Origin of the sequence: Chitinophaga sp. RAB17 (assembly GCF_052114225.1) — a bacterium.
GTDB lineage: Bacteria > Bacteroidota > Bacteroidia > Chitinophagales > Chitinophagaceae > Chitinophaga.
Map to the genome: position 1 here is coordinate 40960 of NZ_JBFREI010000023.1, position 14147 is coordinate 55106.

At 43.2% G+C, this 14147-nt stretch carries 13 protein-coding genes; 6 read left to right on the forward strand and 7 right to left on the reverse strand.

Annotated features, from left to right (window positions below; all coding sequences use genetic code 11):
- The first annotated feature begins 44 nt into the window (after positions 1 to 44).
- Together AB4Z08_RS35430 and AB4Z08_RS35435 are read left to right on the forward strand one after the other, a co-directional pair.
- Complete coding sequence (locus AB4Z08_RS35430) at positions 45 to 356, forward strand: EthD family reductase (protein WP_441578508.1); 312 nt, start codon at positions 45 to 47, stop codon at positions 354 to 356.
- Between the two features lie 187 nt (positions 357 to 543).
- Positions 544 to 897, forward strand: a complete 354-nt coding sequence (locus tag AB4Z08_RS35435) for a hypothetical protein (RefSeq protein ID WP_441578509.1) — start codon at positions 544 to 546, stop codon at positions 895 to 897.
- A gap of 247 nt (positions 898 to 1144) precedes the next feature.
- On the opposite strand, the gene AB4Z08_RS35440 is transcribed toward AB4Z08_RS35435, so the two are convergent.
- Positions 1145 to 1600, reverse strand: a complete 456-nt coding sequence (locus AB4Z08_RS35440) for a hypothetical protein (protein ID WP_441578510.1) — start codon at positions 1598 to 1600, stop codon at positions 1145 to 1147.
- A gap of 376 nt (positions 1601 to 1976) precedes the next feature.
- On the opposite strand from AB4Z08_RS35440, the gene AB4Z08_RS35445 reads away from it, so the two are divergent.
- The 4 genes from AB4Z08_RS35445 (at position 1977) to AB4Z08_RS35460 (ending at position 5969) form a co-directional block, all read left to right on the forward strand.
- The gene (locus AB4Z08_RS35445; RefSeq protein WP_441578511.1) at positions 1977 to 2885 is read left to right on the forward strand and encodes a helix-turn-helix domain-containing protein; all 909 of its coding nucleotides are present in this window, start codon (positions 1977 to 1979) and stop codon (positions 2883 to 2885) included.
- 59 nt (positions 2886 to 2944) lie between these two features.
- Entirely contained in the window at positions 2945 to 4327 is a 1383-nt protein-coding gene (locus AB4Z08_RS35450) for an MBL fold metallo-hydrolase (RefSeq protein ID WP_441578512.1), read from the forward strand.
- Positions 4328 to 4569: 242 nt separating this feature from the next.
- A complete protein-coding gene (locus tag AB4Z08_RS35455) occupies positions 4570 to 5253 on the forward strand; it encodes a glucosaminidase domain-containing protein (RefSeq protein ID WP_441578513.1) in 684 nt (227 codons plus the stop codon).
- A gap of 2 nt (positions 5254 to 5255) precedes the next feature.
- The gene (locus AB4Z08_RS35460) at positions 5256 to 5969 is read left to right on the forward strand and encodes a hypothetical protein (protein WP_441578514.1); all 714 of its coding nucleotides are present in this window, start codon (positions 5256 to 5258) and stop codon (positions 5967 to 5969) included.
- A 57-nt stretch (positions 5970 to 6026) separates the two neighbouring features.
- Here AB4Z08_RS35460 and AB4Z08_RS35465 read toward each other — a convergent pair whose 3' ends face one another.
- From AB4Z08_RS35465 to AB4Z08_RS35490, 6 genes are all read right to left on the reverse strand, one after another.
- Positions 6027 to 6893, reverse strand: coding sequence for a glycoside hydrolase family 16 protein (locus AB4Z08_RS35465; RefSeq protein ID WP_441578515.1), 867 nt, complete (start codon positions 6891 to 6893; stop codon positions 6027 to 6029).
- 86 nt (positions 6894 to 6979) lie between these two features.
- On the reverse strand, positions 6980 to 7681 hold the full coding sequence (locus AB4Z08_RS35470; RefSeq protein ID WP_441578516.1) for a porin family protein: 702 nt from the start codon (positions 7679 to 7681) through the stop codon (positions 6980 to 6982).
- 9 nt (positions 7682 to 7690) lie between these two features.
- Complete coding sequence (locus AB4Z08_RS35475; RefSeq protein WP_441578517.1) at positions 7691 to 8953, reverse strand: TolC family protein; 1263 nt, start codon at positions 8951 to 8953, stop codon at positions 7691 to 7693.
- 4 nt (positions 8954 to 8957) lie between these two features.
- Complete coding sequence (locus AB4Z08_RS35480; protein WP_441578518.1) at positions 8958 to 12059, reverse strand: efflux RND transporter permease subunit; 3102 nt, start codon at positions 12057 to 12059, stop codon at positions 8958 to 8960.
- A gap of 25 nt (positions 12060 to 12084) precedes the next feature.
- Positions 12085 to 13191, reverse strand: a complete 1107-nt coding sequence (locus AB4Z08_RS35485; RefSeq protein ID WP_441578519.1) for an efflux RND transporter periplasmic adaptor subunit — start codon at positions 13189 to 13191, stop codon at positions 12085 to 12087.
- Between the two features lie 41 nt (positions 13192 to 13232).
- The gene (locus AB4Z08_RS35490; protein WP_441578520.1) at positions 13233 to 13964 is read right to left on the reverse strand and encodes a DUF4397 domain-containing protein; all 732 of its coding nucleotides are present in this window, start codon (positions 13962 to 13964) and stop codon (positions 13233 to 13235) included.
- Positions 13965 to 14147: the final 183 nt, after the last annotated feature.

Sequence of the window (14147 nt, forward strand, 5' to 3'; positions counted from 1 at the left end):
GCATTAAGGCTCAAACAAGAAGTTCTTTCAAAGCAAAAAAAGGAATGATTAAAGTAACAGTTCTATATCCAAATGGAGATGGGAAGACCTTTGATATGGACTATTATACAAATAAACATATGCCGCTGATGGCTACTTTGTTTGGCGATGCAGTGAAATGTATAGCCATTGATAAAGGGGGGGCAAGTGGAACACCGAATACTCCTGTGCCATTTCTGGCCATTGGTTATTTGTATTTCGACAAGCTCTCTGATTACGAAAAAGCCCTGGAACCGTACGTAGAAAGAATCAGAAATGATTTTCCAAAATACACAAATATCCAACCGCTTATTCAAATCAGCGAAGTACTTCAATGACATACAGGAAAATGAGAGGGCAATAGCCACTAACGCCCGGGTTCTTTAACAACACAACGTATTCATTCATGTGATTCTTTTCTCCAGGGTTTGATTATTAATGATCAACGCCAGAGGTGTTTTTCATTTACGCTGGCGCTAATTGCCGTATAAAATAGCTGTTTCAAAACAAACAAAATCAAATAATATGAAAAGACTAGCACTGTTCATCGCCTTTCTTGCCTTTGGCATTATCGCTTTCGCCAGAACGGGCGACCCTATCGTTATTGAGGCGGTCACCAAATATACGACCATGGAAAAAGCCCTGGACGCCGCAAAGGATGTATTGCTTTCAAAGAAGTTCATCACACAGGAAATGCAGCAGACAAGATTCACGGCTACCCGCACCACGGGGGCGAAAGCAGACTATTACACTGCTGATGTTGCTGCTACCCAGGCTGATGGTAAAGTAACACTGAAAATTACTTTCATTAAGTCGGGTACTGGCCTGCTGAGCCTGAAGAAAGTAGCAGCAGAGGTAAAGGAAAAATTGGAGGAATAATACTTTTATAAACCAACGCTGCCTTCCGCCCAATAGCCTTGTAGTCTGATGTTCGTTGCTGGCAGGATTTTTCGGAGTTTTGAGTACCGACGCCTGCATAATTCGCGATAAAAGGAAACTAGACCATCCTTTCTGAAAAAGGATTGTCTAGTTTCCTTTTTAGTTCAATGCCTCTCATATGGCAGATCCATTAATAATAACGGAAGCAGAACGACTACTTGAAAATAAATAAGTAAACAGGGACCTGTTATTTTTGCAGGTGCTGATTATTGGTAAATCCTATACTTAACTCTACCGTCCCGTTATTTATGTCCTCCTGGGTAATTATGTAATAGCCGCTTCTGGCTGGATCTCCATGGCCGCCGGAAACTGGTTTGTATCTCAGCTCTATCTTATCTCCCACTGAAACAACCACGTTAGTACTGGATGAAGGACAACTTATATAATCGTATGTGTTCGTGTTCTGATTAATGACATACGCCTTAGCTGTTGCGAGAATACTACATAGCGGGCTTACTGTTTCATAATCGCCATCACGGTAGATATAGATGCCGCTAACAACAATAGAAGCAGAACGACGGCCATGTACATCAGTGGAAACAGCCGTCTTCTTTACAACGGAATTTTTCCTGGTGTGTGGGTTGGCTGCAGTTACGAGTTGTACTGTAAGCAGCATGGCAATAAACAATGTTAACTTTTTCATGTTTGGATTTTTATGAAGGTGAATAGAATACAGGAGTGGATATGGGCTACTGGTAAAGAATATGGCTTCATCAGGTTGTTTTAGGTGTGATACGGTCAACTGGTGGTATCGAAGTAATTAAGAATCAGTTCCTGAAAATTAGCAGATACTACTGCGGTATTATTTCATAGGAGGCTACTTCCCGATCATGACAAATTTGCTTTTGAAGCAAACAGATAAGTACGCCACTAAGGCTGAATAGCGGATCTTGATAATTTGGAGGTTTTGATATCTTTATATATATTTTGATATTTAGCCAACAGTGTTCTCGAAAACACTATCTTATCAGAAGAGGTTTTAAGAAAATTGGATTCCTAACGGGCATAATTTAGAAGGTATGTATTTTAAAACGCTTCCGGATCATACAGCACCTGGTTTTGATGAACAATTGCATTTTAGTAAATTCAGCAAGCATAATATTATCTTTAACGCAACTGTTAGTAAAAGCTATTGTGAAGATCATGTAGGTTGTCTTTCTCTTAAAGCGGTTTTAAGCGGGGAGGAGTGGTATCGTGTCAATAATATCGACATTGCAGTGAGGCCCACGCAATTTTTGATGTTGAATGAAGATCAATCTTATTCCAGCAGTATAAATAGTTGTGAAAAAGTTAAAAGTCTTGCCGTTTTCTTTAAAAGAGAATTTGCTGCCGAGGTGTTTTATGATACTATAAACACGGAAGAAAAGTTACTGGACGGTCCCGCCGCCACAAGTATACTCCCGGAATTTCATCAAACCCTTTATACTGCAGATTTGTTGTTTCAGCAAAGAATAAGTCAGCTGATCAATCATCTGGATGAATGCGGATATAATAAAACCAGCACAGATGAACAGCTCACTTACTTACTGCGTCATTTGATAGCCCAACAAACAAAGGAAAAAATACGGACGAAAAGAGTGGATGCGGTCAAATCAGGCACAAGGACTGAAATTTATAAGCGTCTTTGCGTAGCTAAGGATGTGCTGCATTCAACGTTTAAAGAGGATATAGACCTGAACGTATTGAGTAGTCTGGCCTGTTTGTCTGCCCCACAACTGATCCGCCAGTTCCGGAATGTGTTTCAGACTACACCGCATCAGTATTTAACCCGGATCAGACTGGAACATGCCGTTGCATTATTGAAAGACAGTACTCTTTCCATTCAGCAAATAACATGGATGTGCGGTTTTGAAAATGCCAGTGCTTTTTGCCGTGTATTCAAAAGTTGGTATGGCATATCTCCTGATGCCTCCAGGAACAGGAAATGATAATTTCTGCACATGGCGGCCGGCTCTTATATTTTAGTTTTGCCGGTAAGAAATTATTTATGAAATGCTATCTCCTTATTTTGGTGCTTTTCCCCATTGTTTCAAAAGCACAGCAAGCCACTGATTTTATACGTCAGGCAATGACTTCCAATGGGCAATGGGAAGGAGTCAAAGCTTTTAAGTACGCCACAAACCGGGATGTCTATAATCCCTTCCAAAGCTATGACTACCATCATCCAAAGGAGGAAAAGGATGTATATGACATCAGTGTGGACCTGGTGAACAATCGCTATATGCATCATTCGATCAGTCATTACCCCGGAGGTTATACTTTTAATACTATCCGTATTGGCCGGGATTCGATATTTTATGTATATGATGCAGTCGGATCACGAACAGGTAAATCGCTTTTTAAGCTGAATGGTTCCTTCTACAGCAGCAACTACCGGAATGCACTTGCCAACATCCCTTATTATATTTTAGAAGAAACTTTAAATAGTCACGATTCACTGCAATTGGAGCGTGTTGGACAGGAGGTGGTTATTCGCCGGACTTTAAAATCGGGATCGCAGGAATTATGGCTGGATGCGCAAACAGGACGACTACATAAAAACAGCAACATCGCCGGTAATAATGTCAGCACGCAGTACTTTGAGGAATACACCCGTATCAATGGTTATTGGGTGGCCCAAAAAATACGACAGCTATTAAATGATAAGCTCGTTTTTACAGATCATTTAACAACTTTCAATATCAATGATGCTGTTAGTCCGGAGGTATTTAATTTGCCGGTAGGTTATCATGTGGAAGAAGAAATGAACAAGCCACTCATAGCAAAGGAAATTGCGCAGGATATTTTTTTAGTAGAAAAAGTAGATGATGACAGGAACGTAATTTTCATCAACATGGAAGATTATGTAGTGGTAACAGAAGCGCCGGTTTCAGCAGAAGTTACCGGATCTGTGATAGCATTGATTCATCAGACGCTGCCTGGTAAACCCATCAAATATGTGCATCTTTCACATTTTCATAAGGACCATATTGCCGGCATTCGAAAATTCATAGCCGAGGGCGCCGCCATTGTTTGCACACCATCTATGGAAAAGCCTGTACGGGACCTGCTAGCCGGAATAACCCCCACGTTTGTTTTTTTTAAAGATCACAAAATTATCAGCGACAGTAAACACCGCATCGATTTATTTGAAGTACCCAATAGTCATGCACAGGGTTTATCTTTTATGTACTTACCAAAGGAATCCATCATTTTTGAAGGAGATCTGTTAGCGCTTCCCGAGGATGCTACACTGACTCCCGCCATACCCGTTTCAAGAGAATTTTATCAATATCTGAAAAGAAATAAATTGCCGTATAAGCGTATAATTGGGCACCATGGATTATCAGATATTACCTCCCGGATGTTTGACGGGATCATTGCTAAATGATAGGTAAAGCCATCGGGTTAATGGATACGATGACCAGCGATACTGAATCGCTTGAAGTTACCTGACCTCTGATAAATTAAGCGGTTTCTGATGAACGTTTAGTTGGAGGGAAACGATTTTCTGCGTGTTTAAGACCAGGCAGGCGTTGTTTATGTATTTTTTATACCTTTATGCCAGAGGTTTTATAAACTCAACCCCTTTATTAAGTCGTTTTCTTACTTCGTGACCCCAAAATCAGAGATATGAAGCAAGCCCTATTGTTGGTATTCAGTACTTTTGGTATGTTTACTGTTTTCGCCCAGACTGTTAAATTTCCTCCTACACCCAATGAAGATACTGTGAATGGCAGAAATGATAATTGCTATCTCAGCGCCATTGATCATCCTCTTGCAATCGAAAGGACGCAGTTTATCGAATCCATCAGGGGCATTATTGATTCAGTATGTAATAAAGAAAAACTACCTGCAAAGACTATCTTAGCCATGGCTATTGCGGAAAGCGGATATGGGTTTACCAGGACTGCTTATTATGCAAACAATCTGTTTGGAATAAAAGTATTTACCAGGGATACCATTACATCCTATGTATTGAAGGGGCAACCAAGTGAAGGCGTAAATAATAAAGCTGTAAAAAGGTTTGGTGAAAACAGGATTATTTTCAATGAATCAATTCGGGTAGATAACAGGTATCGTATTTTTACAGATAGACCAGCATGTATTCAATACCTGGTATATAAAATTTTATTAGGTAGAAGGTATATCGCTGCAGTAGAGAAATACCGGGAAAACATCCGGAATAATATTTTATCAGAAAGAGAAGCCTCGCTACAATATGCTTTTGACATCGCAGAAAAGGGATACAATCATCTTGGCGGAAAATATTATCGCAAGGGCATTGAGAAAATATTTAATACCCTAAATTTATAAGTATGAAAACAATCATATTGGCGATTGCTTTTTTGAATGCCGCCCTCCATTGTTATTCACAGGAGAATGCTGCCCTGGATACCTATTTAAGAGATAGCCTGAACGTTATTTCCGGACGTGTAGAAAAACAGGTTATTAAGACCAGGTACATGGAGCAACATCTGATCCGTACAACCGATACATTGAAGGGATGGGAAGGCGTGAATGTTTCTCTTTACAAATATGCTGTCAGGGATAAAATAAAAGGAACATTAACGGCTGAAGTTTATATGCTGAATCCGGATTCAAAAAAACTGGCTTCCTGGGTTATTTCGACCTGTGTAATCACCACCGGCAAGCTGGAGAAAAAGAATACGGACCTTATTATTCAATCTGTCAGATCGGCCTCCGGAGGACAATTCCCGGTTCTTGGCATTGTGTATGAAGACATGGATGGACAGKGTTTTAAGGCGTATTTCTTTAAAGACGGGGTTACCGTATTCCTGAAGAAAAATGACGTCATTGATATTAGCCAGATTAATGAGGAGAATATTAAAGGCACGGGTAAATTTGCAAGGATAATTAGCACAACGCGGGAACAATACAAAGCAAAGTATGGCTCCGCTGATCTGGCGGGTACTAACTGGCTGACAGTTGTAAACCAGGCATACAAACAGGCCATCAATTCAAATATTAATACTTTGTTTGTCGCCTGGGCAAATGGTAAGCTTCACTAAGAGAATAGCCGTTTTAAGAAATGACTATATCTGTGGATGCTGTACAYGGGATAAGCATTATTTTATCTTATAGATGCGAACCCAGTCTACATACATAGTCCCCGTTTCAATCCGGGAGGGATCAAAATTATTACCGAACATCCTGCCACCTACAGCCAGATTCAGTGTCACGTGCTGAAATTTGTTATAAAAAGAAGGGATGTACCCCCCGCCAGGATCCGTTGATAGTTTTTTGTCAACTATTTGACCATCCAAGTAGTAAGTGAGACTATGTTGTGTCCATTCAACTTCGTAGAGGTGAGTGTCTTTGGTGAGGTCAGCGCTGTTGGTAATCGTTTTAACGGTGAGGTCATCGTTTGTTTGTACTTTTCCTGGCTTTTTACCGTAAAAATAGTCGGTTGTATAGCTTTGTCCTTCGCCCGTAGCTTCCAGTATATCGATCTCTCCACATGTGGGCCAGGGATCACCATATGTCCAGAAGGCAGGCCACATGCCATATCCCGGTGCTAGTCTGATGCTCGCGCTTATCCTTATACCACCCGTGGAGACAGCGGCACTAAATTCAAACTTCGATTCTATCCGCCCCGATGTGTAATCGAAATTTTTGGGATCAGTGCTGCCAGGTACTTCGGGGCCGGTTACATTTTCTTTCCTGGCGTTAATCGCTAAAATACCATTTTGCAATTTTAAATTATCTCCGTGGTAGTATTGCAATTCATCATTATAAGCCCCACCTGTCCATATATTCCATTTATCAAGGTTGCCGGAAAAGTCGTCTTCAAATACCAGGCTATACTTACTGGTATCCAGCGCATACTTGTTAGCAGGGAAGGGGGGCGCTTTTTCCCGCTTTTGACATGATACCATATAGGGAAAGGCACTTAATGTGATTGCGGAGAAAATAACAACGGATCTTACCGTCATACCATTATATTTTAATGAGTAAATGAGTTTCCAATTATTGTCTGCATAAAATATCCGTTCAACTATATACGGATTTTAATACCATTTTATTTTTTCTTCCAGTTATAGCCGAGGAAGCAGTTCAATTGCTGGTTATAAACCTTCCATTGATTCTGCACACGGGGATCTTCCATTACCGGAACAAATCCTCTGCGGTAACTGACGCCTATGTTAAATCCGTTTCTAAGTTCGTAATTCAGTGCTATCACGATGCCTGCATCTATTTTATAACGGAATCCTCCGGGTGAGGTAGCGGTGCCGAAAATATTTTTGTCAGTAAATATTCTACCATCGCTGCCTTTGCGCTCCATGCTGGCACTGAGGAGTCCACTCAGATATGGCCCGGCAGACAACCGGAATCCATGGAAATAAATGGTAGGGTTAAATGGCTGTATGAACAGGTAAGTACTTTTGAAGCGACTGTTATAGGGCTGTTGGGTAGAACTGTCCAGCTGATGTAATACCGCGCCACTTTGCCCGATGGATAGTTCCGTTTTTAATCCAATATGTTTTCCGAGCCTGGAATTGACTACTACGCCTGCAAATACGCCGGATAATGGCCTCGCCCAACCACCGGTTGACAACAGGTGCAGATCTTTTCCATTGAGTGAACTGGACGAAATCCCGGCCAGTAATCCGAAAGACACTTCCCTGTAGCGGGGGACCACTGACCGCCTGGTGCTATCCTGCTGTGAGGCGGCCGGTTGCAGTGTAACAAAGAAGCAGAGTATCACTAAAACGTGTTTCATGTAATGAGTTTATAAATTAATATCCCAGATCCCTGCTGCTCTTTCCATTTCAACTAAGGCAGTGGCGTATCCATTCAATGCTTCGAAATAGTTTTGTCTGATACTATTGTAGGTCCGTTGTGCATTTAATACTTCCAGCAGGTTGATTTCACCAGAGCGGTAACTATATATTTTGCCGTCCAGCGCTTTAGCCGCCTCTTGTAACAATCCGGTATTGAATTGATCCACTTGTTTACGGGCATAGAGGTAGTTGTAATAGTTAGTGGCTACTTCTGTTTGTACCTGTATCACTGCCTGCTGGTAACGCGCTGCAGTCTGGGAGGCGTTGTATTGCGCCGTGAGTAGCTCCCCTCTGTATCTGCCGGAGAATTTTAGTGGAATGGAAATGCCTGCCGAAACAACATTCGTGGATGGAGTAGGAGCAATCACATTGGTGGCTCCTGTGTTTTGTGCCAAACCTATGTTCAGCCCAAGATCAGGTATCCGGTTTGCCTGTGCCAGTTTGACCATACGGGTAGCCACTTCTTTATCTTTCAGCGCAGCCAGGATATCGGCTCTGTTGGTGACAGCTGTATTCATCAGTTCTTTTAAACTAAAATCCCGTTCAAATTGCGGGATGCAACGCACCGGATAGTAAAGTGTATCGGATTGCCTGCCCATCAGCATGGCGAGTTGCAGCTGGGCAGCGTTAAGGGCAGCTTCATTACTGTATACGGTGTTCAGCATGTTGCCAGCCTCTAGTTTACTTTGGCGGGCATCTACTTCTTTTATCTCTCCTAATTTAAAGCGGATGCTATCTGCCCTGGCAAATTTTAACATGCTTTGATAGGATTCTCTGGTGACCTGGAGTAAATTTTCCTTGAGCAATACCTGCAGATAAGCCAGCGTTGCGTCTGCACGGAGATGGCGGTAGTAGTTGGCCACCAGGGAAGCTGTTAACTCCAGCTGACTTTGCGCAAGGCCGATGCGGGCTTGTTTTTTGCCTCCGAGTTCCAGTAGCCAGTTGACAGAAGTATTAAATCCATAGCCCATTTTCATTCTTTTCTGTCCGTTGTCCACCCAGCCGAATGACAGGTTAGGATCAGGGAAAACCTTCGCAGATATCAACCTGGCCTCTGCCAGGTTGATATTGAACTGCTCTGTCACATATGGCAGGTTGTGATTACTTACTCCGGCTAAAAAACGGGTATAAGTCAACGAATCTTTTATCTGTGCTTTCCCTGCTAATGCCAAAGAAAGTAATAAAAGGGTGCCCCAAAATTTCATGCTCATTGTTTTAATATTTTTCATCCTTTTTCTGATAGTCTGTGGCGCCCCATTTGCTTTCCAGCATATAGTATAAAGCAGGTAATACAAATAATGTAATTACGGTGGCAGCCAGCAGGCCATATACTACCACGGTGGCCAATGGCCGCTGAACATCTGACCCTATTCCTGTGGCCAGCGAGGCAGGCAGCAAACCCAGTACGGCTACGGTAGCTGTCATCAATATAGGCCTGAACCTGTTGGCCGCACCGGCTATCACGGCAGCCAGCAGCGGTTCTCCCTGCATGCGCAATTCATTGAAGTTGGAGATCATAATTACCCCATTCTGAATAGCGACACCAAACAACGCGATAAAGCCAACGGCAGATGATACATTTAAGGTCATACCACGGATATTAAGTGCCAGCATACCACCAAACAATGCCAGTGGTACAATACTGAGAATCAGACCCGCCTGCCGGAATCGTCCGAAGGCACCATATAGCAGGAAAAACATAAACAGCAGGGTGATGGGAACAATAACCGCCAGTTTTGCATACGCACGTTTTTGATTTTCAAACTGTCCTCCCCATACAATCCTGTATTGCTCATGGTCATAAGTGACCGTTTTTTCAATACTGTTCCTGGCCTGCTCCATAAAGGAGGACAAGTCGACATTCCGCAGGTTAAGTTTTACCGTTAAGTGCCTTTTGTTCATCTCACGGGTAATGGTACCTTCTCCTGTAGTAGTACTGATTGTTGCTACCTGTGATAAGGGAATCCGGGCACCGGTTTGAGAGAGCAGCAACAAGTTGGCAATCTTTTCTGGTGTATTCCTGCTTTCTTCTTTATAACGGCAGGTAATGTCGTATACCTTGTTGCCGGTAAAAAGCTGGGAAACTGCTTTGCCACCAATGGCTACTTCTACCAGTTCTGCCACATTATTAACATTGAGTCCGTACTGCGCAACAGCAGCCCTGTCGATTTTAATCTGTAATTGAGGAAGTGGTGGTTCCTGGTCTATCGAAAGATCTACTGCCCCTTTTATTTTACGCAGGGTTTGCAGTGCCTGTTGTGCTATCCGGCGGGTTTCTGCAAAATCATCTCCATATACTTTTAATACCAGCTCACTGTGAGCTCCTGATATCCTGTCCATCACATTGTCGATCATCGGCTGACTGAATCCAACGGTATACCCTGGCATGGCTGAGTATTCAGCGCCCAGCTCATCTATGAGGTCTGCTTTAGTTTTGCCTTTGGGCCAGTCTTTATAAGGCTTCAATCCTATAGAACATTCAAAATGGGAGGCCGACCAGGGATCGGTGCCATCATCATTTCTGCCCGCATGTACCATGATGTATGTAATCTCGGGGTGCTTCATGGTGGCCATGCGCAATGAATCGCTCATTTCTTTTGATTTCTGCAGTGATATGCCGGTGGGCAGCTGCACCTGTAGCCAGATAGAACCTTCATCCAGTGATGGCAGAAAGTCTTTTCCTACCGTGGCGGAAAGTATGGCAGCGCTGATCAATACAATAGAGAGCGGAAACAATACCCGGCCCGGCCGCTTCATGATCTTTTGAATACGGCCAAGGTAAAGGATGGACAATTTTTCCAGCCATTTGTTATGATACAATTTGCGGGGCTTCCGGTAAACGGCATAGGCAAGACCCGGTATCAGCAACATGGCTACGATCAATGCACCTACAAGGGCATAGCTGACGGTGAATGCCATTGGTGTAAATAGCTTGCGTTCCACTCTTTCAAAGGCAAACAGCGGCAGGTAAGCCGTAATGATGATAATGGTAGCAAACAATACCGGCTTGCCAACGAGTGCAGCCCGTTGAGCAATGGATAGTTCCTCTAAAGGAGCCATCTCATCTTCTTCCCGTTTCTTCAGGATAGTTTCCATCATCACGATAGCACCATCCACAATAATTCCGAAATCAATAGCTCCCAGTGAAAGCAGATTGGCGGGAATGTTGGTAAAATACATCAGGATGAAGGCGATCAACAACGCCAATGGTATGGTGATAGCCACAATCAACGCTCCGCGCCAGCTGCCCAGAAATACAATGAGCACTATGATCACAAGCATCATTCCCTCCAGCAGTGTATGCGAAACCGTATTCAGTGTGGTGTTCACCAACTCTGTGCGATCCATGTAAGGACGGATACGTACCCCTTTGGGTAGCAGGTTATTATTCAGATCGGCGATGGCGCGATGTACACCCTGCAATACAAGTGAGGGGTTCTCACCTTTTAATAACTGCACCACACCTTCAATGCTCTCGTTGTAATTCACCTGCCTGTCTGTAAAACCCAGGATGCTTTTGCGTTCCAGGTTACCATATTTTACTTCCCCTACATCCTTTAAAAATATTGGAACCCCCTTTTCCGTTTTTATGACCAGGTCGCCAAGGCCTTCCAGTGTTTTAACCAACCCTATGCCGCGGATGACATAGCCCAAATCTCCCTGGGTAAGGATGCTTCCTCCTGCGTTTGCGTTATTATTGACAATAGCAGATTGAATATCGGTAAGAGATAGCTGGTACTGTTCTAACCTGACAGGGTCCAGCTCCACCTGGTACTGTGTGGTGATTCCCCCGAAATTCGTCACATTGGTCACACCAGCTTCCTGCTTTAACCGTGGGATGATCACCCAGTTTTGCAGATCAGTAAGCTCCCGCAAGTCATTGCTTTTACTCTCTATAACGTACCGGTAGATTTCTCCAATGGGAGAAGTCAGTGGATCCATTCCAGGCTTGGCGCCATAGGGGAGGGCCAGCGTGTTCAATTTTTCGTTGATGCGTTGGCGTGCCCAGTAATCTTCATAGCCATCCTGGAAAACGATGGTGACAATAGACAAACCAAAGGTACTCTTACTACGCATCACACTCATGCCAGGCAAGCCATTCAACACTCTCTCCACCGGTATTGTGATCTGTTGTTCCATTTCCTCTGCTGCCAGGCCTGGCACTTGTGTGATAATCTGCGCACTTACATCTGCTATATCCGGATATGCCTCTATTGACAATTGTTTCCAGGAGTAATAGCCAAACAGCGCCAGCATTAAAAAAAAGCCTATCAGTAACCATCTTTTTCTGATGGTCAAATAAATCAGGTTCATCATGTTGTTCTCGATTAATGCGTAAGTGCTACCTGGCGTCCAGTAGGTAATAAGCGCCGTCGCTGATAATAGTCTCGCTTTTTAACAGCCCCGATTTTACGACTACCTTTTTTTCCTGGATACCGTTTGTTTCTACTACCTGACGGATGTATTTACCGGCGGCAATCTGTTTAAATACAAAAGCCGTATTACTTTGCTGGAGTAATGCTTTGGGCGCGATGAGTATGGCTTGTAAGGGAGCATTGGTAAAAGCAACATTCACAAACATGCCGGGCTTGAGCAGGTGGTCATGGTTTTCACATGCTATCAGTACTTCTACACTGCGGGAACTTTCTTCGATCAACTCATTGATGTGAAAAATTTTTCCCTTTACGGTTTTGCCGGGTAATGCAGCAGCGGAGATCTCGCATTGACTCAGATCGCGGATGGTGGCCATGTCCTTTTCTTTGATGTGTCCGGCTACCCATACTTTGGATAATTCAGCGATGGCAGCTACACTGCCACCATCGCTTTTAATTAACTGTCCTACCACTACTTTATTCTCCACTACTTCTCCTGCAATAGGTGCGTAGATGATTAAAGGTTGTCCCAATACCAATTGTTCCGGATCAGCTTTAAATAACCGGATGCTTAGTTTAGCACTTTCATATTCTTTTTTCTCTACATCAAAAGTCATTTGGGCTTCTTCCAGTTCTCTTTGTATACCTACCCCATTGGCCACCAGATTACGCTGCCGCTCCAGTTTCTTCTCTGCCAGGGCCAGTTGTTCCTTTGCCTGGAAGAATGTTTTCTGAGCAGTGATGAAATCGGGCGAACTAACAGTAAACAGCGGCGTTTGGGGTGTAACCCGCATCCCCAGCTTTAAATAGGCCGCCATGATCCTTCCTGAAAATGCGGGTGCTATTTCTGCAAATTGATTCGGAATCACTTTTACGACTCCTACCGCAGGCATCTGCTGAGAGAGCAGTTGCTCCGTGATGGTATCAATATGTATTTTCTTCGCCAGAACGGATTCCGGATTGACTATCACCGTATCGCCATGCAATTCACAACTGCTGATGGGTGTCCGGGCTGTTCTTTCTGTACACGACGTCAGTAAAACTGCGCCATACAATAGTGCCTGTATATGTTTCATTATTCCATTGTTAATTGTCATGGGAACTGTGAGTACCTGTTTTATTTATGTTGCCATACCTGTAATCCGGTTTCGTTGCCGGCCGTTCCGTTGGTAAGTCCTCTCAGGAAAAGGGTCACCGTTTTCTGCGCTGTCAGCTGAACTTTAGGGATGTCTATCAGGGTTACCGGTTTGCCAGCCACCTGTATTTTTACTTTTACACGATAGTCTCCTGCCGTAATCGCTTTAAAGGTGGAAAGTGCTGTTGTATTGGGATTGTCTCCGATAAACGCATTTGCTTTTTCCAACCGGATGCTGTCGTTACCTTTAAAGAGGTCGATGTCTACCGGGGAAGTATTTGGAGAAAGATGGAGAAAGCGGATGTTCATTTTTGTAACACCTGGATTGGTAAACACATCTTTCAAGACAATAAATTTTACTTTATTATTTTTCAGTGTGTCATAAATGAATAAACTATAATTGGCTGCTTTTTCAAAAGTGATTTTATTTTCTGCTGCTATGTTGCTGCCCAGTGTTAATTGGACAGGGAGGTTGGCGCCGGACAACATGGAAGTATACGGTTTGGTAGCAGACAGGTATTGTACCCTGTGCAGTGCTTTCTTTTGATTGATATTCACCAGCATCTCCGCAGTCTTTGGAGAAGCATGTATTACCTGCAGATAGGAAATTTCCGCGTCTGGTGTAGGGTCTGTTTTCTTTTTGCAGGCGGTAATGAATACACCTGCCAGTACGAATGCTGCTACAGTTTTTGATGCGTTAACTACTTTTCTCATTTTCATTATTTTTTTGTTTACAGAAGAATTTAGGTGATGTCAGATGATGATCTGCTCCATGTAGAAACATAAATACAGTGCATGTTCCTATCTGCCGGAAACGAGAAATGGATCTTTAACATTTCTTTTGCGGATAGAAAAAAGATAGCGTTGCAAGACCAGGAATATTTGCATGATTTCTTC

Bases quoted from the DNA above. Each gene is read 5' to 3' on its own strand.
- AB4Z08_RS35445 (WP_441578511.1), top strand. From the start codon at position 1,977: ATGTATTTTAAAACGCTTCCGGATCATACAGCACCTGGTTTTGATGAA.
- AB4Z08_RS35435 (WP_441578509.1), top strand. From the start codon at position 544: ATGAAAAGACTAGCACTGTTCATCGCCTTTCTTGCCTTTGGCATTATC.
- AB4Z08_RS35470 (WP_441578516.1), bottom strand. From the start codon at position 7,681: ATGAAACACGTTTTAGTGATACTCTGCTTCTTTGTTACACTGCAACCG.
- AB4Z08_RS35490 (WP_441578520.1), bottom strand. From the start codon at position 13,964: ATGAGAAAAGTAGTTAACGCATCAAAAACTGTAGCAGCATTCGTACTG.
- AB4Z08_RS35480 (WP_441578518.1), bottom strand. From the start codon at position 12,059: ATGATGAACCTGATTTATTTGACCATCAGAAAAAGATGGTTACTGATA.
- AB4Z08_RS35475 (WP_441578517.1), bottom strand. From the start codon at position 8,953: ATGAGCATGAAATTTTGGGGCACCCTTTTATTACTTTCTTTGGCATTA.
- AB4Z08_RS35450 (WP_441578512.1), top strand. From the start codon at position 2,945: ATGAAATGCTATCTCCTTATTTTGGTGCTTTTCCCCATTGTTTCAAAA.
- AB4Z08_RS35485 (WP_441578519.1), bottom strand. From the start codon at position 13,191: ATGAAACATATACAGGCACTATTGTATGGCGCAGTTTTACTGACGTCG.
- AB4Z08_RS35465 (WP_441578515.1), bottom strand. From the start codon at position 6,893: ATGACGGTAAGATCCGTTGTTATTTTCTCCGCAATCACATTAAGTGCC.
- AB4Z08_RS35455 (WP_441578513.1), top strand. From the start codon at position 4,570: ATGAAGCAAGCCCTATTGTTGGTATTCAGTACTTTTGGTATGTTTACT.
- AB4Z08_RS35440 (WP_441578510.1), bottom strand. From the start codon at position 1,600: ATGAAAAAGTTAACATTGTTTATTGCCATGCTGCTTACAGTACAACTC.
- AB4Z08_RS35430 (WP_441578508.1), top strand. From the start codon at position 45: ATGATTAAAGTAACAGTTCTATATCCAAATGGAGATGGGAAGACCTTT.